The organism is Arthrobacter sp. CP30 (genome assembly GCF_053470025.1).
Window position 1 is genome coordinate 99,251 of record NZ_JBQEMM010000002.1, and the last position, 20,970, is coordinate 120,220.

The 20,970-nt window shown below is 70.7% G+C and carries 19 protein-coding genes; 13 read left to right on the forward strand and 6 right to left on the reverse strand.

The annotated features are described in order from the left end of the window. The first annotated feature begins 40 nt into the window (after positions 1-40). Complete coding sequence (locus tag ACTIMO_RS03780; RefSeq protein WP_448181528.1) at positions 41-1,291, forward strand: glycerate kinase; 1,251 nt, start codon at positions 41-43, stop codon at positions 1,289-1,291. Here the strand turns inward: ACTIMO_RS03780 and ACTIMO_RS03785 are convergent. The 3 genes from ACTIMO_RS03785 to ACTIMO_RS03795 form a co-directional block, all read right to left on the reverse strand. Further along, complete coding sequence (locus tag ACTIMO_RS03785) at positions 1,288-2,811, reverse strand: long-chain-fatty-acid--CoA ligase (RefSeq protein ID WP_448181529.1); 1,524 nt, start codon at positions 2,809-2,811, stop codon at positions 1,288-1,290. The genes ACTIMO_RS03780 and ACTIMO_RS03785 overlap by 4 nt on opposite strands. Positions 2,812-2,956: 145 nt before the next feature. After that, entirely contained in the window at positions 2,957-4,420 is a 1,464-nt protein-coding gene (locus ACTIMO_RS03790; protein ID WP_448181530.1) for a peptide MFS transporter, read from the reverse strand. Next, positions 4,421-5,872 carry an amidase gene (locus ACTIMO_RS03795; RefSeq protein WP_448181531.1) on the reverse strand — a complete coding sequence of 484 codons (1,452 nt, stop codon included), beginning with the start codon at positions 5,870-5,872 and terminating at the stop codon, positions 4,421-4,423. It abuts the gene before it with no gap. A gap of 99 nt (positions 5,873-5,971) precedes the next feature. On the opposite strand from ACTIMO_RS03795, the gene ACTIMO_RS03800 reads away from it, so the two are divergent. The 4 genes from ACTIMO_RS03800 (at position 5,972) to ACTIMO_RS03815 (ending at position 8,720) form a co-directional block, all read left to right on the forward strand. After that, on the forward strand, positions 5,972-6,298 hold the full coding sequence (locus tag ACTIMO_RS03800) for a rhodanese-like domain-containing protein (protein WP_422390979.1): 327 nt from the start codon (positions 5,972-5,974) through the stop codon (positions 6,296-6,298). After that, positions 6,295-7,233 carry a prephenate dehydratase gene (pheA, locus tag ACTIMO_RS03805; protein ID WP_448181532.1) on the forward strand — a complete coding sequence of 313 codons (939 nt, stop codon included), beginning with the start codon at positions 6,295-6,297 and terminating at the stop codon, positions 7,231-7,233. The genes ACTIMO_RS03800 and pheA overlap by 4 nt, the downstream gene beginning before the upstream one ends. 71 nt (positions 7,234-7,304) lie before the next feature. Next, a complete protein-coding gene (locus ACTIMO_RS03810; RefSeq protein WP_422390981.1) occupies positions 7,305-8,279 on the forward strand; it encodes a DNA topoisomerase IB in 975 nt (324 codons plus the stop codon). Positions 8,280-8,372: 93 nt separating this feature from the next. Beyond that, the gene (locus ACTIMO_RS03815) at positions 8,373-8,720 is read left to right on the forward strand and encodes a hypothetical protein (RefSeq protein WP_055765965.1); all 348 of its coding nucleotides are present in this window, start codon (positions 8,373-8,375) and stop codon (positions 8,718-8,720) included. On the opposite strand, the gene ACTIMO_RS03820 is transcribed toward ACTIMO_RS03815, so the two are convergent. Further along, on the reverse strand, positions 8,717-9,850 hold the full coding sequence (locus ACTIMO_RS03820; RefSeq protein WP_055768932.1) for a diacylglycerol/lipid kinase family protein: 1,134 nt from the start codon (positions 9,848-9,850) through the stop codon (positions 8,717-8,719). The two genes, ACTIMO_RS03815 and ACTIMO_RS03820, sit on opposite strands and share 4 nt — an antisense overlap. 67 nt (positions 9,851-9,917) lie before the next feature. Here ACTIMO_RS03820 and serS point away from each other — a divergent pair, with 67 nt between their 5' ends. Both serS and ACTIMO_RS03830 read left to right on the forward strand, forming a co-directional pair. Beyond that, the gene (gene serS / locus ACTIMO_RS03825) at positions 9,918-11,198 is read left to right on the forward strand and encodes a serine--tRNA ligase (RefSeq protein WP_055765961.1); all 1,281 of its coding nucleotides are present in this window, start codon (positions 9,918-9,920) and stop codon (positions 11,196-11,198) included. Positions 11,199-11,242: 44 nt separating this feature from the next. After that, the gene (locus tag ACTIMO_RS03830) at positions 11,243-12,079 is read left to right on the forward strand and encodes an HAD family hydrolase (protein WP_055765959.1); all 837 of its coding nucleotides are present in this window, start codon (positions 11,243-11,245) and stop codon (positions 12,077-12,079) included. Positions 12,080-12,222: 143 nt separating this feature from the next. On the opposite strand, the gene ACTIMO_RS03835 is transcribed toward ACTIMO_RS03830, so the two are convergent. Further along, on the reverse strand, positions 12,223-12,852 hold the full coding sequence (locus ACTIMO_RS03835) for a hypothetical protein (RefSeq protein ID WP_448181533.1): 630 nt from the start codon (positions 12,850-12,852) through the stop codon (positions 12,223-12,225). Between the two features lie 143 nt (positions 12,853-12,995). Continuing rightward, positions 12,996-13,562 carry an inorganic diphosphatase gene (locus tag ACTIMO_RS03840; protein WP_055765953.1) on the reverse strand — a complete coding sequence of 189 codons (567 nt, stop codon included), beginning with the start codon at positions 13,560-13,562 and terminating at the stop codon, positions 12,996-12,998. A gap of 183 nt (positions 13,563-13,745) precedes the next feature. On the opposite strand from ACTIMO_RS03840, the gene dacB reads away from it, so the two are divergent. The 6 genes from dacB to folE all read left to right on the forward strand — a co-directional run bounded on the left by dacB (position 13,746) and on the right by folE (position 20,966). Then, positions 13,746-15,185, forward strand: a complete 1,440-nt coding sequence (gene dacB / locus ACTIMO_RS03845) for a D-alanyl-D-alanine carboxypeptidase/D-alanyl-D-alanine endopeptidase (RefSeq protein WP_448181534.1) — start codon at positions 13,746-13,748, stop codon at positions 15,183-15,185. Between the two features lie 80 nt (positions 15,186-15,265). Continuing rightward, entirely contained in the window at positions 15,266-16,396 is a 1,131-nt protein-coding gene (locus ACTIMO_RS03850; RefSeq protein ID WP_448181535.1) for a zinc-dependent metalloprotease, read from the forward strand. Beyond that, a complete protein-coding gene (gene tilS, locus ACTIMO_RS03855; protein WP_448181536.1) occupies positions 16,389-17,492 on the forward strand; it encodes a tRNA lysidine(34) synthetase TilS in 1,104 nt (367 codons plus the stop codon). Before ACTIMO_RS03850 ends, tilS begins: the two co-directional genes overlap by 8 nt. Before the next feature lie 3 nt (positions 17,493-17,495). Further along, positions 17,496-18,047 carry a hypoxanthine phosphoribosyltransferase gene (gene hpt, locus ACTIMO_RS03860; RefSeq protein WP_055765946.1) on the forward strand — a complete coding sequence of 184 codons (552 nt, stop codon included), beginning with the start codon at positions 17,496-17,498 and terminating at the stop codon, positions 18,045-18,047. Between the two features lie 177 nt (positions 18,048-18,224). Further along, positions 18,225-20,282 carry an ATP-dependent zinc metalloprotease FtsH gene (gene ftsH, locus ACTIMO_RS03865; RefSeq protein ID WP_448181537.1) on the forward strand — a complete coding sequence of 686 codons (2,058 nt, stop codon included), beginning with the start codon at positions 18,225-18,227 and terminating at the stop codon, positions 20,280-20,282. Between the two features lie 66 nt (positions 20,283-20,348). Then, entirely contained in the window at positions 20,349-20,966 is a 618-nt protein-coding gene (folE, locus tag ACTIMO_RS03870; protein WP_055765939.1) for a GTP cyclohydrolase I FolE, read from the forward strand. Positions 20,967-20,970: the final 4 nt, after the last annotated feature.

Consider the following 20,970-nt stretch of genomic DNA (forward strand, 5'->3'; position numbering starts at 1 on the left):
TGGTCCGACGCGTCGCAGGGCCCGCGGTTAGGGTGGACGGGTGATCACGCCCGCGCAGCCCCGCCCGCTCAGGATCGTCCTCGCTCCCGACTCCCTCAAGGGCAGCCTCCCCGCAGCGGAGGCTGCCCTCGCCATGTCGCGGGGCGTCACCTCCGCCGCGGCCCGTCTCGGACACCCGGCGCCCGACTTCGTCCTCGCCCCCCTCGCCGACGGTGGGGAGGGGACACTGGACGCGCTGCTCGCGGCCTGGGGCGTCGAGCCCCGGACGGTCGCCTGCCATGACGCCGCCGGCCGGGCCCGCGCCGCCCGGTACGGCATCACCACCGGGGGAAGCGGCTCCACTGCCGCGGATGGCGCTGCCGGTGCCGCGGACGACGCAGCGGATGATGCGGTGCGCGGTGTCCTCGAGGCCGCCGAGGCCAACGGCCTGCCCCTGGTCGCGGACCTGCCGCTGGATGCCCTGACGGCCACGAGCTTCGGGGTGGGCGAGATCGCGGCGGCACTACTCTGCGACGGGGCGGAGGAGATCCTGCTGTGCATCGGCGGCTCCGCGACCACCGACGGCGGCACGGGACTCCTCTCCGCCCTCGGCGCACGTTTCCTCGACGCGGACGGCGACCCCCTCCCGCCCGGCGGCGGCGCACTGGCGGCCCTCGCCTCGATCGAGCTGGACGGACTCCATCCGCGGGCCCGCGCTGCACGGTGGCGCATCGCCGTCGACGTGGACAACCCCCTGTGCGGGCCCCGCGGTGCCGCAGCGGTCTTCGGGCCGCAGAAGGGCGCGTCGCCGGACGACGTCGCCGTGCTCGACCACGGCCTGGCGCACCTTGCACGCATCCTGCGCGATCTGACGGGCGTCGACGTGCTGGAGCTGCCCGGCGCCGGGGCGGCCGGGGGACTGCCCGCCGTGCTCGTGGCGCTGCTCGGCGCGGAGATCGTCCCGGGGTCCGCGCTGGTCGCGGACGCCGTCGGCCTCGGGGCCGCTCTCGCCGACGCCGACCTCGTGCTGACCGGGGAGGGTTCCTTCGATGCGCAGTCCCTCGGCGGCAAGGTGGTCCAGGCCGTCGTCGCGAACGCCCCGGCCGGCTGCGCCGTCGTCGCGATCGCGGGACGGGTTCAGCTCACGCCCGCGGAGGTCCAGGACGCCGGGCTGGCGGCGGCCTTCTCCCTGGCGACGGGTCCGGTGCGGCTCGAGGAGCTGATGCAGGACGCCGGGGCGCTCATGGAGGGGGCCGCCGCGCACGTGTACGGCGTGTTCGGTGCGGCGCGGACCGCCGCGGCGCGGAGCTAGACCGAGATCTCCCGCTTCAGGATCTTGCCGGTGGGGCCCTTCGGCAGGGCGTCCACGAGCACCACCCGGCGCGGGTACTTGTAGGCCGCGACGCGCTCCTTCGCGAACTCGACGACCTCCGCGGCGAGGGCCTCCTTCGCGGCGTCGTCGGCCGGGGCGTACCCGGCCTTGAGACCGATCACGGCGACGATCTCCTCGCCGTGCAGCGGGTCGGGCACGCCGATCACGGCGGCCTCGGCGACGGCGGGGTGCTCGTAGAGCACTTCCTCGATCTCGCGCGGATAGACGTTGTACCCGCCACGGAGGATCACGTCCTTCTTGCGGTCGACGATGAACAGCAGGCCGTCCTCGTCGACGCGGGCGAGGTCCCCGGTGCGGAACCAGCCGTCCGGGATGGCCGCGGAGGTCGCGTCCGGATTCTTCCAGTAGCCCTTCATGACGCAGTGGCCGCGCACGGCGATCTCGCCCACCTCGCCCTGCGGCAGCTCGGCGCCGTCGGGATCGATGATGCGCACGTCCACACCCTCGACCGGGGTGCCGATGGAGCCGGGCTTGCGCAACGCACCCACGCGGTTGAAGCTGACGATCGGCGACGTCTCGGACAGCCCGTACCCCTCGAGGAGATCGGCCTTGAACACGCGCTCGAACTCGTGCAGCACCTCGACGGGCAGGGCCGAGCCGCCGGAGACGGCGACCCGCACGGAGGAGAGGTCGGTGTCCTGGACCGCCGGATGCCGCAGCATCGCGATGTACATGGTGGGCACGCCCTCGAAGATGGTGACGCGGTCCCGGGCGATGATCTCCAGCGCCTTGCCGGGTTCGAAGCGCGGCAGCAGCGTGACCGTCGCGCCGGTCAGCACGGCGGCGTTCAGGGCGCAGGTCTGGCCGAAGATGTGGAAGAACGGCAGGCCGCCGAACAGCACCTCGCCCTCGGCCGTGCCCATCAGGTCGCGGGAGATCTCGGTGTTCCGCGAGAGGTTGGTGTGCGAGAGCGTCGCGCCCTTCGGCCGTCCCGTGGTCCCCGAGGTGTAGAGGACGACGGCGGTGTCCTCGCCGTCGAGGTCGACGACGCCGGGGGTGGGCTCGGCCGCGGAGACGCTCTGCATGAAGGCACCGCTGTCCACGGTGACCACCGTGACCTCGTCGCCGCGCTCCGTTCCCGATGCCTCCGCCCCGGACTGCGCCTCCGCGATGATGCCCTCCCAGGCGAAGACCAGCCGGGCCCCCGAGTCCGTCAGGTGGTAGGCGACCTCGCGTCCCTTGAGCAGCGGGTTCAGCGGCACGACGACGGCCCCGACGCGCAGGATGCCGTAGTAGACGAAGGCCATCTGAGGGATGTTCGGCATGATCAGGGCGACGCGGTCACCGCGCCGGACACCATGGCCGGAGAGGAGGGTCGCGACCTTCTGGCTGAGTACTTCGAGGGCTCCGAAGGTGACTTCGACGTCGTCGAGCTTGATGGCCACCGCCGCGGGGCTCCTCGTTGCGGTGGCGACAAGATTGTTGGCGAGGTTCGACACGCGATCTCCTTTGATCCTTCGACGACTGCCGGGCCGGCCGCACGCCGCACGTACGGTGTCCGTTCCGGTGCTCCCGGTACGGATGTTACCGGTGGGTAGAAGTCTGTGGGATCAGGGGCGGCCGCGCAACAGGGCCCGCCGGAGCCTAGCGGACGCCGCTCATGGCCTTCCGGATGGCGGGTGCTCCTGCGAGGAGGGCGCCGCCGAGCACGATCGCCGTGATGCCGCTGAAGGCGAAGTAGGGCACCTCGGTCTCCTCGGAGTAGAACCCGGCGAGGATGCCGGACACCGTGGTCCCGAGGGAGATGGACAGGAAGAAGAGGGCCAGCATCTGCGTGCGGAACGCCTCGGGCGCGAGCTTGGTGGTCACGGACAGGCCGATCGGGGAGATGAACAGCTCCGCCCAGGTGAACAGCAGGAGGATCGCGGCGAGCCCGAGCAGCGGCGTGCTGTTCGGTCCACCACCGGCGAAGGGGATGAAGGAGAGGAACGCCAGGCCCATCACCATGAGTCCGCAGGAGAACTTCACGGGCGACGACGGCTGGCGACTCCCGAGGCGCGTCCACAGGGCCGCGAACACACCGGCGAAGACGATGATGAAGACGGGGTTGATCGACTGCACCATGCCCGGCGGCATCTCCCAGCCGAAGAGATCCCGGTCCAGGCGGCTCTCGGAGTACAGGGCGACGACGGTGAACTGCTGCTGGAACAGCGACCAGAAGGCAGCGCTCGCGACGAAGAGCGGCATGAAGGAGTAGACGCGGCGCCGCTCCACGGCGGTGACCTTGCGGCTGAGCAGGATCACCGCGAAATAGGCGACGGTCGCGACGATGGCGGCGAAGGCCATCACGTCGGCGAGGTTCTCCGCGTTCAGGAGGCCTGTGCTCACGACCACGCCCAGGAGCACGAGGACGGCGGCGGTGATGATGATCCAGCGGCGGTACTCGGCACGCGGGAGGGGATTCTCGACCTCGTGCGCGGTGGCCGGCAGGTTCTTCCGGGCGAGCGCGTACTGCACGAGGCCCGCGGCCATGCCGACCGCCGCGAGGCCGAAGCCCACATGGAACCCGTAGGCGTCCCACGCCAGATTGGTGAGCAGCGGTCCCACGAGGGCACCGATGTTGATGCCCATGTAGAAGATGGAGAAGCCCGCGTCGCGGCGGTCGTCGCCGGGCGCGTACAGCGTGCCGACGAGTGACGACGCGTTCGCCTTCAGGCCGCCCGAGCCCACGCCTACCAAGACCAGCCCGACGGCGAGGCCCACGACACCGGGGAGCAGCGCGAGGGCGATGTGCCCGCCCATGATGATGATCGCCGAGACGAAGAGCACGCGCTCGGAGCCGAAGACGCGGTCGGCGAGCCAGGCGCCCAGGATGGTGGAGAGGTAGACCCCGCCGCCGTAGGCCCCGACGAGTCCTGCAGCAGTCACCTCGTCGAAGCCGAGGCCACCCTCGGCGAGCGTGTAGGTCATGTAGTAGAGCAGCAGCGCCTGCATGCCGTAGAAGGAGAACCGCTCCCACAGCTCCACGCTGAACAGGTTCGCCAGCATGCGCGGGTGTCCGAGGAAGGTCGACCCGCCGGTGCGGGCGGTGCGCTGGGAAGTGCTCATCTACTCCATGGTGCCACTGGCCATGAGAGCTGGGAAATCACCATCGGCATACCGCACGGCCTCGATCTGTGCCGTTGCGGCGAGCAGCTGCGCCTCCTCACCGGGCCGCCCGATGAGCTGCACGCTCATGGACAGGCCGTCCGGCAGGCGGAGCGTGGGGACCGTCACCGCAGGCAGGCCGCAGACGTTCACCATGGAGGTGTAGGGGGAGTAGCGGCACTGGCGGAGGTAGTCGGTGTCGCCGTCGGCGTCGGTGTACCACCCGATCGGACGCGGTGTCGTCGCCACGGCGGGAGTCAGGATCATGTCGTAGTCGGAGTACTGGCGGATCGTCTCGTGCTCGAACTGCCGCAGCACGTCGACGGCGGCCGCCAGGTCCGCGGCGCTGCGGCCCAGCGCGCGGCGGCGGAGCACGCGGGTGATGTCCGTCAGCCGGTCCTCGCGGTCCGCGGGGAGGGGGGCGGTGGCCAGTCCCGCGGTCCACACCAGCTGGAAGGCGTCGTGGTAGCGGCGGTCGTAGGTCAGGGCGGTCTCGACGACGTCGTGTCCGGCCCGCTGCAGCATCCCGATACCGGCGTGGAGCGCGTCGGTCGCGGCACTGTCCAGCCCGAGGTCGCCCAGGACGTCGCCGGCTCCGGCGAAGGGGGAGGCGGTGCTGACGCCGATCCTGAAGCGCCCTTCCGCCCGCAGCGCCGCGTCGAGGAAGGAGCCGGGATAGCGGGAGGCGGCGCTGGTGGGCCGGTAGTTCGGTTCCTGGACCAGGACATCGAGGAGCAGCCCGGCATCCGCGGCCGTATGGGCGAGGGGACCGGCGACCACCAGCTGTCCGAGGTCCGCCTGCGCCGATCCCGAGGGCACCCGGCCACGGTTCGGCTTGAGCCCGACGAGACCGGTGGCCGCCGCGGGGATGCGGACGGAACCGCCGCCGTCGGTCCCGGGCGCGAAGGGGACCATGCGCGCGGCGACGGCGGCCGCACTCCCGCCGCTCGATCCTGCGGGGCTGAGCCGGGGGTCCAGGGGATTGCGGGCCGGCGGGGCGATGCGGTTCTCGCTGTAGCAGCTCAGACCGAACTCCGGGACCTGCGTCTTGCCGAGGCTGATGGCGCCGGCCCGCCGGAGGACGGACGCCAGCGGCGCATCCTTCTCGGCGACGGCGTGATCGAGGGCGGCCGTGCCCAGCGTGGTCCGGACACCGGCGACGTCGGTGAGGTCCTTGTGGGCGATCGGCACGCCGTGCAGCGGCCCGAGAGCGACGCCCGAGGCGTGCAGCCGGTCGGCGTGGTCGGCGGCGCGCAGCGCGTCGTCGTGCGTGACCGTGACGAACGAGCCGAGGTCCGGATTCAGGGCGTCGATGCGCCGGAGGAAATGCTCGGTCACCTCCCGGGCACTGACGGCGCCGCGGGCGAGCGCGTCACGGAGCGTGAGGGCGGGCAGGTCGTGCAGTTCGCTCATGGGCACTCCAGGGAAGGCGGGGATCCTCCCACTATAGGAGCCGGCCCGCAGGGGTCCGTAGCAATGGCGTCCCCTGCCGGTGCGTGGAAAGGTAGGCGCATGAGCGATCTCCAGAACGTACCGGTGACGGCAGTGCCCAGCGACGCGCGCATCCTCGATGTCCGTGAGGACTACGAGTGGGAGGCGGGCCACGTGGACGGCGCCGTCCACATCCCGCTCGATCAGCTGCCCGCGCGGTTCGGCGAGCTGGATCCCGACGAGGACCTGCATGTCATCTGCCGTGCCGGCGGGCGCTCGCAGCGCGCTGCGGAGTGGCTCGAGGGCAACGGCTACACGGCGATCAACGTGAGCGGCGGCATGGGTGCCTGGGCCGACGCCGGCAAGCCGATGGTCTCCGAGACGGGCAGCGAGCCCGCGGTCCTGTGACGCAGCCGTCCTCGTACACCTACCTGGGGCCTGAGGGTACCTTCACCGAGGCCGCACTCCTGCAGGTGCCGGGAGCCGGAGAGTCACGCCGCGTACCGGCGTCCACCGTTGCGGCGGCGCTCGACGCCGTCCGGTCGAAGGCGGTGGACGCCGCGATGGTGCCCATCGAGAACTCGGTCGAGGGAGGTGTCAGCGCGACGCTGGACGCCATCGCGGTCGGCGATCCCCTACGGATCCTGCGTGAGGAACTCGTGCCCATCACCTTCGTGCTCGCCGCGCGGGCCGGAACCGCACTCGGGGCCGTCCGGCGGATCGCGACCCACGGGCACGCCTGGGCGCAGTGCCGTGCCTGGGTGGACGCCACCATCGCCGATGCGGAATACTTCCCGTCGTCGTCGACCGCCGCTGCCGCCTACGGGCTCGTCGACGGTGACGACTCCTATGACGGTGCCATCTGTTCGCCCCTCGTGGCCCAGCGGCTCGGGCTGGCCGTGCTCGCGGAGGACATCGGGGACGTGGCCGACGCCGTCACGCGGTTCGTGCTCGTCGGCCGACCGGACGCGCTCCCGCCCCGGACCGGGGCGGACAAGACCACGCTGGTGATACCGCTTCCCGAGGACCACCCCGGGGCGCTGATGCAGATCCTCGACCAGTTCGCCGCGCGCGGGGTCAATCTCAGCCGGATCGAATCGCGGCCCACCGGGCAGTTCCTCGGCGACTACTTCTTCAGCGTGGACGCGGACGGCCATGTGGAGGACGCGCGGGTGGCGGACGCGCTCAAGGGCCTGCACCGGATCAGCCCGGGCCTCCGCTTCCTCGGGTCCTACGCGCGGGCCGATCACCGGACCCCCGCCGTCGAGCGCCACACCTCGGATGACGCCTTCGCGTCGGCGGACCACTGGCTCGGGGGGATCCTCGGGGGCCGACCGAGGTAGGCGCGTTCCTGCGGCCCATTACACAGTAGGCTTACCATCGACGGTCCCCCACTCGAAGGCTGGTTCTCCTGATGGCTCGATTGCGCCGCAGCAACACGCGCAGGCCCGGTATCTCCCGCCGCCGGCACGGCAAGGGTTTCAGCTACCGTGCGCCCAGCGGCGAGCTGCTGCAGGACCGCGCCGAGCTCGAGCGGATCAAGGAGCTCGTGATCCCGCCGGCCTGGAAGGACGTGTGGATCGCGCCGTACCCGAACGGGCACGTCCAGGCGATCGGCACGGACGATGCCGGACGGCGCCAGTACATGTACCACCCGGCCTGGCGGGAGCAGAAGGACCGCGAGAAGTTCGACCGCGCACTCGATTTCGGCGCGAAGCTGCCGAGCGCCCGTCGCGCCATCACGCAGCACCTGCGGAGCGACGGCGTAAGCCGGGAGCGGGCCTTCGCAGCAGCCCTGCGGATCGTCGACTCCGGTGCGCTCAGGATCGGCTCCGCGCAGTACGCGGAGACCAACGGATCCTTCGGGGTGACCACGCTGCTGGTGGAGCACTGCACCATCGACGGCGGCCTGATCGTCTTCGACTTCCCCGGCAAGAGCGGCCAGCACTGGGACACGCGCCTCGAGGACGAGGACCTGGCCGAGGCGCTGCGGCCCATGGTGGAGCGTGAGGAGGCCGACACGGTCCTGGCCTACCAGTCGGAGAACGGCGTGTGGCACCACGTGGACGGCTCCCAGCTCAACGAATTCCTCCGCCAGGTCACGGGCGGCCCCTTCACCGCGAAGGACTTCCGGACCTGGCAGGCCACGGTCGTCGCCGCGATGGCACTCGCGAAGGAGGACCTCGGGGCGACCACCCGGACGGCCCGCCAGAAGGCGGTGAGCGCCACCATGAAGGCTGTGGCGGAGCACCTCGGCAACACGCCGACGGTTGCCCGCACCTCCTACGTGGACCCGCGGCTCGTGGACCGCTTCATGAGCGGTGAGGTCATCCCCATCGGTACCTACTCGGCCTCGGAGAAGGCCGTGCAGGAGCTGCTGCGCGACTGAGCGCACCAGCGCCCGTTTCAAACCATCCCGTCGGTCAGTACGCTGGCACCGGGCGCCCAACGAGGAGCGCATCCTTCGACGAAAGGCAGCATCATGACCGAGAACGCCCATGGTGGACACATCGTGAACCCCAACGAGGGTGACGGCTCGACGTCGGATCCCAACTGGCAGGGTGACATCGGGGACCAGGGTAACGACCTGCGCTTCGCCGAGGAGCAGGCCCTGATCAACGAGCAGGCCGATCGCGCCGACCGCGATCCCTCGGAGGCCGTCGCGGCCGCCGAGCAGGAGGGCCACTACACGAGCACCGAGCCGGCAGGAGCCTCCGGCGGATACACGTCGTCCCAGGACGCCGCGGAGGAGGGCGAGTACACCGACAAGGACAAGCCCCTCGTCGACGCGCCCGAGGGCCAGGGCGAGTACACGGACCGCGAGCGCTAGGAGCGGCGCAGCAGCCGCCGCCACCCTTTCTGGAAGTCGGTGAGCGGCAGCACGGAGGACCCCGATGGTCCGGGAGCCGGAGCAGGCACCCGGACCATCAGCGCGTCCGGGTCCACCCGTGCCGTCACCGACGTCGTCGAGCCGGAGGCATCGCCGTCCAGCTGGGTCGCGATCGGTTCCGCGGACCACACGGTCACCTCACGGGCGCGGTAGTAGCTGATCACCGGCGTCGCCCCGCGGTGTCGCAGCAGGATCTTCGCGGCCATCAGCGTCCAGCCGATCAGGCTGCGGGGGCTGAGGACCACCACGTCGAGGTAGCCGTCGTCGATCATGGCATCCGGCACGAAGTCCACGCCCGCCGGCAGCTTCCCGCAGTTCGCCACGAGCAGGCTGCGCACCTTGCGGCTCTGCGGCGGCTGGCCGTCGAGGCTGATGGAGATCCGACGGCGGCGCCCGGGGAGGTGGCGTACGCCCGCCTCGCTGTAGGCGAGCCAGCCCAGCTTGTCCTTCAGGTCCTGCTTCGCGTCCGCCACCACGCTGGCGTCGAATCCCACCCCGCCCATGACGAGGAACGGGTGCTCGGAACTCGTGTGCGTGCGGTCGTTGCGCAGGATGATCCGTGCGGCGTCGATGCGCCGCTCGTAGCCGTGCAGCGCGATCCGCAGGCACCCGGCGATGTCGTGGTACGGCAGCCCGAGGTTCCGCACCAGCAGGTTGCCGGTACCGAGGGGCAGCAGCCCCAGCGCCGCGGGCCGGTGGGCGAGGGCCTGTGCGACGGCGCGCACGGTGCCGTCGCCGCCCGCGGCGATGACGAGGTCGGCGCCCGCGTCGAGGGCCCGCTGCGCCTGCCCCGTGCCCGGGTCCTCGACGGTGGTCTCGAGGATCAGCGGCCGCTCCCAGCCCGCATCGGAGCAGGCCTGTTCCACGAGTTCGCGGGTCACCCCGGCCTGCAGCTTGGTCGGGTTGAGGACGAGGGCCACGCGCTGCGGACCCACGGGCGCCGGCACCGGCTCGTGCACCGAGGCCGTGGGGGTCCGGGTCTGCTGCAGCCGACGCACGGACCAGTAGGTCTGCACGGAGGCGACGGCGGCGGAAGCCGCGGCGGTCCCGGCGAGGAGTTTGCGGCGCATGGTCATCCACAATAGCGGCGAGGCCGGGCGATCCGTGGCCGGCGGGGGTTTGGGTAGTCTTGACGCTGTGATCGACGTCAACGACCTCCGCCTGAATCCCGAGCAGTTCCGAGCATCGCAGCGCGCACGCAGGGCGGACGAGTCGCTGGTCGACGCGGTCCTCGCGGCGGATGCGCGGCGCCGTGAGTCGGTCACCGCCTACGAGACGCTCCGCGCCGAGCAGAACGCCTTCGGCAAGCGCGTCGCCCAGGCCAAGGGTGAGGAGAAGCAGGCCCTCCTCGCGGAGGTCAAGCAGCTCGCCACGGCCGTGAAGGCCGCCTCCGCGACCTCCGAGGAAGCCAAGGCCGAGCAGGAGGCGCTGCTGCGGAAGCTGCCGAACCTCGTGCAGGACGGCGTCCCCGAGGGCGGCGAGGACGACTACGTGGTGCTCAGGACGGTCGGCACCCCGAGGGATTTCGCGGCCGACGGGTTCGAGCCCCGGGACCACCTCGAGATCGGCGAGCTGATCGGTGCCATCGACATGGAGCGCGGCGCCAAGGTCTCCGGGTCACGCTTCTACTTCCTGAAGGGTGTCGGTGCCCGGCTCGAGATCGCGCTGCTGCGCATGGCCCTGGACCAGGCCATGGACGCCGGGTTCACGCCGATGATCACGCCCACGCTCGTCCGTCCCGAGACCATGCAGGGGACGGGCTTCGACATAGCGCACGACGCCGAGATCTACCGGCTGGAGGAGGACGACCTCTACCTCGTCGGGACCTCGGAGGTCGCGCTCGCCGGGTATCACTCCGACGAGATCATCGATCTCGGTGCGGGGCCCGTCCGGTACGCGGGCTGGTCCTCCTGCTACCGGCGCGAGGCCGGCTCGCACGGCAAGGACACCCGCGGGATCATCCGCGTGCACCAGTTCAACAAGGTGGAGATGTTCACGTACACGACCGTCGAGGAAGCCGCGGCGGAGCACGAGCGGATGCTGGCCTGGGAGGAGCAGATGCTCGCCAAGGTCGAACTGCCCTACCGCGTCATCGACACCGCTGCGGGTGACCTCGGCATGTCCGCCGCCCGCAAGTTCGACTGCGAGGCGTGGGTCCCCACGCAGGGCGACTACCGGGAACTGACCTCCACCTCGAACTGCACCACCTTCCAGGCCCGCCGCCTGAACATCCGCGAGCGCCCGGAGGGGGAGGGCCAGAAGGGGACCCGCGCCGTCGCGACCCTCAACGGCACGCTCGCGACGACGCGCTGGATCGTCGCCATCCTCGAGCACCACCAGAACCCCGACGGCTCGGTCACGGTCCCGGCGGCGCTGCGTCCCTACATGAACGGTTTGGAAACCCTCCCGGTCCTGTGAGGATTCTCCTACCCCGGTGTCGGTGCGGTCTGGTTCACTGAATCATGAGCACTTTGACCGGTGCCGGCATCGATGACCGGCAGGAGAACCGCACACACCACCTGATCGCCCTGGACGTCGACGGCACCCTCGTGGACCACGAGGGAGCCATGACGGAGGAGGTGCGGGACGCCACCCGGGCCGTCATCGACGCCGGGCACGAGGTCATCATCGCCACCGGCAGGTCCCTCGGGGCCACCCTGCCGGTCATCCGGCTCCTGGGGATCACGCGTGGCTACGCCGTCTGTTCCAACGGAGGCGTGACCCTGAGGGTCGACGCGACCCTGGACCAGGGCTTCGAGGTCCTCGACCGCGTGACCTTCGACCCGAGGCCCGCGCTCACGGCACTGCGGGAACGGCTGCCCTCCGCGAAATATGCGCTGGAGGACGACCGCGGACGGTTCCTCTCCACCGAGAGCTTCCAGGACGCGAGCTTCGGCTCGGAGGCCGAGAGCGTGGGCTTCGAGGAGATGCTCGGGAGCCGGGCGGTCCGCGTGGTGGTCTTCAGCACGGACAGCTCGGCCGAGGAGTTCGGGGCCGCCGTCGCATCCATCGGCCTCCATGGCGTCACCTACTCGGTCGGCTGGACCGCATGGCTGGACATCGCGGCCTCGGGCGTCACGAAAGCCACCGCGCTCGAGGTGCTGCGCCGCCGCCTCGGCACGGATCCCGCCATGACGGTCGCCGTCGGCGACGGCCGGAACGACATCGAGATGCTGCAGTGGGCGGGGCGCGGCGTCGCGATGGGCCAGGCACCCGACGAGGTGAGGTCGGCCGCATCCGAGGTGACGGGCAGCGTGTACGACGACGGCGCCGCGAAGGTCCTCCGCTCGCTCGTCTGACCTGTCGTGGACGCACGGGGGGACGACGGCCGCTCGACGGTCCTGTGCCTGCCAGCCCGTCGTCGCCGAACCGTGCGCTGCCCGGGGCCGGCGGCCGCCGTCGCCGGTCGGGGCGGCGGACCGGGGAATAGAGCCCGAGGGCTTCAGTAGGCCAGGCTCGCCTCGGGCAGGGATGCAGGACCGTACACGAGGTCGAGCAGGCGCGCGGCGGCGGGCCGGGTGGCCCACTCCTCCATCCAGTGTGAACGGACCACGGCGCGGCTGACGGCCTGCGCGGTGATGCCGAGCTCCTGCGCGACGTACTTCTGCTGTCCGCGGGCTCCGGGTGTCAGGAGATCGAGGACTGCCCATTCCGCGTCGGTGCGCGTGTGGACGATCTGCCCGAGGAGGCGCAGCACGGCCTCGGCCTCCGCGGCGATCCCGGCGTCGGGTCCCTCCACGGCCAGGGGGATCCGCTCGCCGGTCTTCATCGCCCGGTTGACCGCGCGTCGCGCGTACACCAGCCCGTAGCCCTGACCGTCGACGATGCGCTCGGGCAGCGGAGGCGTGAGGCCGCCGACCCCGAGGCCGACGTGCCACCGCCGGTAGCGGAGGGCCCGGAGCGCCGCGTCGACCGCCGTCGTCGCGTCCTCGACGACACCCTGCACCTCGTCCCCGACGGTGCGCTGGAAGGGGACGACCGTGGGCAGGTAGCGCAGGGCCCGCAGGAGGTCGCCCACCATGTCGCCGACATCCCGCGAGTCGCGCTGGTTGATCGTGAGGACGTAGTGCATGGCTCCAGTATGGCGGCTCAGGAGAACGGACAACCGAACGCGGTTGTATGCCGGCGCGGGAATAGAAGAAGCCCCCGCCGGCGGGATGCGCTGGCGGGGGCTTCGTCGGTACGGGGCACGGGCCCGGAGGGTGGGGCAGGGGCCTAGCGTCCCTCAGGCGTCTCGGTCGCGTTCTTCGCTTCGACATCGACGGCGCGGCCCTGCGGCTCGTCCTGGGCGCTCGCGTCGCCGGCCTCCTGGAAGCGCCGCAGTGATGCCTCGATCTCGGCCTCGGCCGCCTCCCGGCCGGCCCAATCGGCGGCCTCGACCCACTTGCCGGGCTCCAGGTCCTTGTACTTGGTGAAGAAGTGCTTGATCTCGTCGAGCAGGAAGTCCGAGACGTCGGACAGCTCCTTGATGTCGTCGAACCGCGGGTCCACCGGGACGCAGAGGACCTTCGCGTCCCCGCCGCCGTCGTCGACCATGTTGAACACGCCGATGGGGCGCGACTCGACGAGGACACCCGGGATCAGGTCGAAGTCCTGCAGCATCACCAGGGCGTCGAGCGGATCGCCGTCCTCGCCCAGGGTGTTCTCGAAGTAGCCGTAGTGCGTGGGGTACTGCATGGCCGTGAACAGCACGCGGTCCAGGCGCAGGCGGTGCGTCTCGTGGTCGATCTCGTACTTGACGCGCGAGCCCTTCGGGATCTCGATGGTGACGTCGAGCTTCATGGCAACTCCTGTGCTGGGTCGATGGTGACTGCCGGCCGCTGCCGCGCCCTCACGGGGAGCGGCTGCCGGCCGGTCTACTGTTGATCGTCAGCCCTAACATATCGGTCGCTCACCGCTACCGAGGCATTTTTCCGCCGTGACGCACCGCCACGGCGCGTGCCGCGCAGCCCGCGAAAGGACACCATGACGCGATCCTTCCGCCTGCTGACCGGACTGCTCCTGCTCCTGGTCATGGCGGCGATCGCGGTCCCCGTCGCCTCGCACGTCGCTCCCGCCGTCCTCGCCGCGATCGATCCGCCGCCACCCGCGGACCCGCCCGTCACCCCCGCGCTGCAGGTCCCGCCCACCTCCGCCGCCGTGCCCGACGTCGTCACCCCGCTCTCACCCGCCGCGCCGTCCCCGGATCCCGCCGCACTGGGACCCGCACTCGACGCCGCGCTGGCCCTGTCGGGGCCGGGCTCGTTCGCCGGCACGGTGGTGGACTCGGCGGACGGCACCGTGCTCTACGCGAGGGACGCCGACCGCCCGCAGCCGCCGGCGTCCACCGTCAAGCTGTTCACGGCGGTCGCCGCCCTGACCTTCGGACGCCCGGACGCACGGCTGCAGACCTCGGTGCTGTCCTCGCCGTCGGCCGGCGGAGCGCTGTTCCTCCACGGCGGCGGCGATGTCCTCCTCGCGTCGGGGCCCTCGGTACCCGACGCCGTCGTCGGGCACGCCGGGCTCGGCACACTCGCCGCAGAGACGGCCGCGGCGCTGCCCGCTGGATCGGGGCCGTACACCGTGTTCCTCGATGACAGCCTCTTCGCCGGTGCCAGCGTGAATCCCACCTGGGCGCAGGGTGACATCGAGGCCGGTGAGGTCGCTCCCGTGCACGCGCTGGCCGTCAATTCGTCCTGGCTCGAGGAGGGGCGCACCGGGGGCCCGCGCTCGCAGGATGCCGGACTCGACGCAGCGAACGTCTTCACCACGGCGCTCGTCGCCGCCGCCGCGGACCGGAGCATCACCGTCCAGCCCGACGTGCAGCGGCGGACCAGCCCGGAGGACGCCGTCGCGCTGGCGGCCGTGGAATCGGCTCCGCGCGCGGCGCAGGTGGCCCGCATGCTGGAGGTCTCGGACAACTACCTCGCCGAGGCACTCGCCCGGATCGCGGCACGGGAGAGCGGACGTCCCGCCTCCTTCGGCGGCGCGACCGAGGCCCTCGCCGCGGCTGCGACGCGTGCGGGCGTGGCCGGGGAAGGCCTCGCCTTCGGTGATGCGGCAGGACTCTCCGCCCGGAACGCCGTCTCGCCGGCGCAGGTGGCCGCACTCGTCCGCGCCACCACCACGTCGGCCGATCCCGGGATCGCCGCCGTGGCCGCATCGCTGCCCATCGCCGGGCTGACCGGCACGCTGGCCCCGCGGTTCACCCCGGAGGATCCTGATGCACGGCCCGGCGCCGGGACCGTGCGCGCGAAGACGGGCACGCTGAACGCGGTCACGGCCCTCTCCGGGCACGTGGTGACCGTCGATGGGCGGCTCCTGGTGTTCTCCTTCCTCGCGACCGGGCTGGACGGCAACACCGTCGAGGCGAGGTCCTCGGCCGACCACGCGGCCGCGCTGCTGGCTGCCTGCGGATGCCGCTGACCCGTTCGCCGACAGACGAACCCACGCCTGCTCCACGAGTGCCTCGGCTCGCCGTCAGCAGGGTGTGATCGAATAGGCCCATGCCCAGGAACGAGTCCGCAACGCCCCGCCCGCAGCTGGTCAACTGGGATATCGCGGCGTCGACCGCAGCCTCCCTGACCCCTGCGGGCCCCACCATGAATCCCGCCGACATCGCCCGGGCCGTCCAGAACATGCGAGAGCTCGCGGATGCATCGGTCAGCCATGTCCACGCCATCTCGCGGCTCGACGCCGCCCGTGACCTCCGTGACTCGGAGCTGCTGATCGTCGATCGGGCGTCCTGGGCCAAGGCCAATGCGCAGAGCTTCCGCACCCTGATGGACCCGGCGCTCGACCAGCTCGCTGCCACACGTCCGGATCTGCTGAAGTCCGCCTCGCTGACCCTCGGTGGGAGCGTCACCGGTGCGCAGCTCGGTGCCATCCTCGCCTTCCTCTCGAGCAAGGTGCTCGGGCAGTACGATCCCTTCGTCCCCTCGCGGAACGGCCAGGGCGGCCGGCTCATGCTCGTGGCCCCGAACATCATCGCCGTGGAGCGGGAACTGAATGTGGACCCGTCGGACTTCCGCCTGTGGGTGTGCCTCCACGAGCAGACGCACCGCGTGCAGTTCGCGGCAGCCCCGTGGCTCAAGGACCACATGACCGGACACATCGGCGAGCTCACGTCCGGGCTGATGGACAAGGCGGACTCCCTGTCGGAACGGCTCGGTGCGGCGGTGAAGAACCTCGCCGGCGCGCGGTCGAGGATCGCCGGCGGCACCGCGGGCGTGCCGACGCAGGACGTCGGTGTGCTGTCGATCCTGCAGGACCCGGACGACAAGGCGCGCCTGTCCCACCTCACCGCCGTCATGAGCCTGCTCGAGGGACACGCGAACGTGGTGATGGACGGGGTGGACGGCCGGATCGTCCCGTCCGTGAAGACCATCCGCCGCCGGTTCAATGCCCGCGGGAAGTCCCGGGGCCCCCTCGAGAAGGTCATCCGCCAGCTCATGGGCCTGGACGCGAAGATGCGCCAGTACAGCGACGGCTCGAAGTTCGTGCGGAGGGTGGTCGGCCAGACGGGGATGGACGGCTTCAACGCCGTGTGGGAAGCGGCCGACCATCTCCCCACCGAGCGCGAGATCCACGCACCGGACGAGTGGATCGACAGGATGAGCCTGCGCCGCCATGGCTAGGCGCCCGCGCCTCCTGCCGGCGGTCGGTACCGCCCGCAACCTGCTGGCGGCCGGCCTCGAGGGGATCGCGGTCGAGGCTTCGACGGGGTCCCCGACCCTGCCCCTCGTCCTCGTCGCGTGCAGCGGCGGTCCCGATTCCCTCGCTCTCGCGGCAGTGGCGGCGCATGCGGCGTACACCGGACGGTGCCGTGTCGGCGCAGTCGTCGTCGACCACGGGCTGCAGCCCGGGAGCGCCGACGTCGCTGCCCGAGCCGCCGAGGCCGCCCGAGGGCTCGGGCTGGACCCCGTGGAGGTGCGGACCGTCGCGGTGGACCGGACGGGCATGGGCCCCGAAGCCGCGGCCCGCACCGCCCGCTACTCGGCGTTGGACGACGCCGCGGCAGCGCACGGAGCCGCCGCCGTCCTGCTCGGCCATACGCTCGACGACCAGGCCGAACAGGTCATGCTCGGCCTCGCGCGCGGCTCGGGCACCCGGTCGCTCGCCGGCATGCCCGGTCGGCGGGGACTCTACCTGCGGCCGTTCCTCGAACTGCGCCGGGCCGATACCGAGGCCATCTGCGCCTTCTACGGGCTGGAGCCCTGGCATGACCCCACCAACGAGGACCGGGCCTTCGCCCGGTCCCGGGTGCGGCGGGAGGTCCTGCCGTTCCTCGAGGACCAGCTGGGGCCCGGGATCGCGCAGGCTCTCGCCCGGACCGCCAGGATCCTCGGTCAGGACGCCGACCTGCTGGAGCAGCTCAGTTCGGAGGCCTACGCCGGGCTGAGGACCGAGGGCGACGACGGCGAGATCCTCCTCCCGGAGGACGCTCTCAGGGCCCTGCCCGCGGCGCTGCGGCAGCGCGTGCTCGCCCTTGCGGCACTCGACCTCGGGGCGTTCCAGCCCAGCTCCGAGCGACTCCGCGCCGCCGAGTCGCTCCTCGACCGCAGGGGGTCCGCCGGTCCGGTGCAGCTGGGCGGGAAGGTGAGCGTCCACCGGCAGGTCCGCGGGCGGGCGGTTCTTCGCGGGGATGCAAGCTATGGCAATCTTGTCCTCAGCAGCAATGGCAGCAACAACGGCCCCGGTGTGCAGCAGTCGCGCCGTCCAACCCAGGAGTAACCGGTGGATTCCAACGACGTCCAGTCAGATCTCAAGCACGTCCTCTACACCAAGGAGGAGATCCAGCAGCGGATCAACGAACTGGCGCAGCAGATCGATGCGGACTACGCGGGACGGGACATCCTCCTCGTGGGCGTCCTCAAGGGTGCGGTGATGGTCATGGCGGATCTGGCCCGCGCACTGCACTCGCACATCACCATGGACTGGATGGCCGTCTCCTCCTACGGGTCCGGTACCCAGTCCTCCGGCGTGGTCCGCATCCTCAAGGACCTCGAGACGGACCTCATGGGCAAGCACGTCCTGATCGCCGAGGACATCATCGACTCCGGCCTGACCCTCTCGTGGCTGAAGGCCAACCTGCTGTCCCGCGGGCCGGCGTCCGTCGAGATCTGCACGCTGCTGCGCAAGCCGGCCGCCGCGAAGGTCGAGATCGACGTGAAATACGTCGGCTACGACATCCCCAACGAATTCGTGGTGGGCTACGGACTGGACTTCGCGGAGAAGTACCGCAACCTCGATTTCATCGGGACCCTGGCGCCCCACGTCTACGAATAGGCCTTCACCGGAGGGCCCGTGACCGGTACGCCGAGAGGGAACTATCGGCACGATCCGCGCGTGGAGAATCTCGGACGGTGTATATGTTGAGGTGCTTAAAGCGCACCCACTCGGCAGTGCGCCCGTACATTCTGACGTGCATCAGCAGGAGGGACAGGGCTTGCTGCCCTGAGACGAATGAAATTCAAGAACATCTTCAAGGGGCCCATCTTCTGGATCGTCCTGGCGGTCGTGGCGCTCCTGCTGGTGCTTCCGTCCCTGTTCGGCACGGGTGCCAACCGCGTGGACACCAACGTGGGACTGGAACTGCTCCGCGGCCAGACCGTCGAGCAGGCCAAGATCTACGACGGCGAGCAGCGGGTCGACCTCACGCTCAGTGAGCCGTACGAGGACAAGGGCGAGAACGTCCAGTTCTTCTACAGCACGGCGCGGGCCGAGAGCGTGGTCGAGGCCATCAACGATTCCAGCGCGGACGGCTTCACCGACCAGCCCGCCGAGAGCAACTGGCTCCTCAGCCTCGCCGGCCTGATCTTCCCCATCCTGATCCTCGGCGTCATCTTCTGGTTCCTCCTCAGCCGTATGCAGGGCGGGGGATCCAAGGTGATGCAGTTCGGCAAGTCCAAGGCGAAGCTCATCTCCAAGGACATGCCGCAGGTGACGTTCAACGACGTCGCCGGCGCGGACGAGGCTGTCGAGGAACTGCTGGAGATCAAGGAGTTCCTGCAGGAACCCGCGAAGTTCCAGGCCCTCGGCGCCAAGATCCCGAAGGGCGTGCTCCTCTACGGGCCTCCCGGGACGGGCAAGACCCTCCTGGCCCGGGCGGTCGCCGGTGAGGCCGGCGTCCCCTTCTACTCGATCTCCGGCTCGGACTTCGTGGAGATGTTCGTCGGCGTGGGCGCGTCCCGCGTCCGCGATCTCTTCGAGCAGGCCAAGAACAACTCGCCCGCCATCATCTTCGTCGACGAGATCGACGCCGTCGGCCGTCATCGCGGTGCGGGTGTCGGCGGTGGCAACGACGAGCGCGAGCAGACGCTCAACCAGCTCCTGGTCGAGATGGACGGCTTCGACGCCACCACGAACGTGATCCTGATCGCCGCCACCAACCGCCCGGACGTTCTGGACCCCGCGCTCCTGCGCCCGGGCCGGTTCGACCGCCAGATCGGCGTCGAGGCCCCGGACATGAAGGGCCGCGAGCACATCCTGTCGGTCCATTCGAAGGGCAAGCCGATGGCAGGCGGTGTCGACCTCAAGGGCGTGGCGAAGAAGACGCCGGGCTTCACCGGCGCCGACCTCGCGAACGTCCTCAACGAGGCCGCGCTGCTCACGGCGCGTTCCAACGCGCAGCTCATCGACGATCGCGCCCTCGACGAGGCGATCGACCGCGTCATCGCGGGGCCCCAGAAGCGCAGCCGCGTGATGAAGGAGCTCGAGCGGAAGATCACCGCCTACCACGAGGGCGGGCACGCACTCGTGGCTGCCGCGCTGCGCAACACGGATCCGGTGACGAAGGTGACCATCCTCCCGCGCGGCCGTGCCCTGGGCTACACGATGGTCATGCCGAGCGATGACAAGTACTCGGTGACGAGGAACGAGCTGCTCGACCAGCTGGCCTATGCCATGGGTGGTCGCGTGGCCGAGGAGATCGTCTTCCACGATCCCTCGACGGGTGCGTCGAACGACATCGAGAAGGCCACCGGCACGGCCCGCAAGATGGTGACCCAGTACGGCATGAGTGAGCGCATCGGCGCCGTGAAGCTCGGCCAGGGTGCGGGCGAACCGTTCCTGGGACGCGACATGGGCAGCGACCGCGACTACTCGGACCAGATCGCGCTCGTCGTGGACGAGGAGGTGCGCCGTCTCATCGACAACGCGCACGACGAGGCGTACCAGATCCTCACGGAGAACCGCGACGTCCTCGATCAGCTCGCCCTTGAGCTGCTCGAGCGCGAGACCCTCAACCAGGCCGAGATCGCCGAGGTCTTCACCTCGGTCCGGAAGCGCGGCCTGCGCGAGGTGTGGCTGTCCAAGCAGACCCGGCCCGTGCACTCCCTGCCGCCGGTCGTCTCGAAGAAGGAGCGAACGGAAGCGCTGGAGAGCGGTCAGCCCGCGCCGGAATCCGTCGCCCCCCAGGACCAGATCGCCGACGCCGACATCCCCAGCGGGTTCGACGTCGCCGGATCCGACCTCCCGTCGCCCGAGACGGGCGACGGCCCCGGCGACAGGCGGGACGCGTAGTCCTGTAGCGACAGACCAGCGGTCATGGGGCCGGTGGGCAGTGCCCGAAGAAGGGGAGACGACCCGATGACAGATTTCGACGACGAAGTGGTGGACGCCGCGCTGATGGCCACCGGGTCGCCCGTGGACCAGGAGCGGATCGCCAGGGCCGTCCGCGAGATCCTGGCCGCCATCGGCGAGGATCCCGACCGGGACGGCCTGCTGGAGACCCCGAAGCGGGTCGCCAAGGCGTACGCCGAGATGTTCGCGGGACTCCACCAGGATGCGGCCGAAGTCCTCTCCACCTCCTTCGACATCAACCACCAAGAGCTCGTGCTGGTGAAGGACATCCCCTTCTACTCGACGTGCGAGCACCACCTCGTGCCGTTCCATGGCACGGCGCACATCGGTTACATCCCCTCCGCTGACGGACGCGTGACCGGCCTGAGCAAGCTCGCCCGCCTCGTGGAGGTGTACGCCCGGCGTCCCCAGGTGCAGGAGCGGCTGACCACGCAGATCGTGGATGCGATGATGGAACACCTGAAGCCCAAAGGCGCGATCGTCGTCATCGAGTGCGAGCACATGTGCATGTCGATGCGCGGGGTCCGGAAGCCCGGAGCCAAGACCGTCACGTCCGCCGTGCGCGGCCAGATCCGCGAGACGGCAACGCGCGCCGAGGCCATGAGCCTCATTCTCGGAAGGTAGGAGC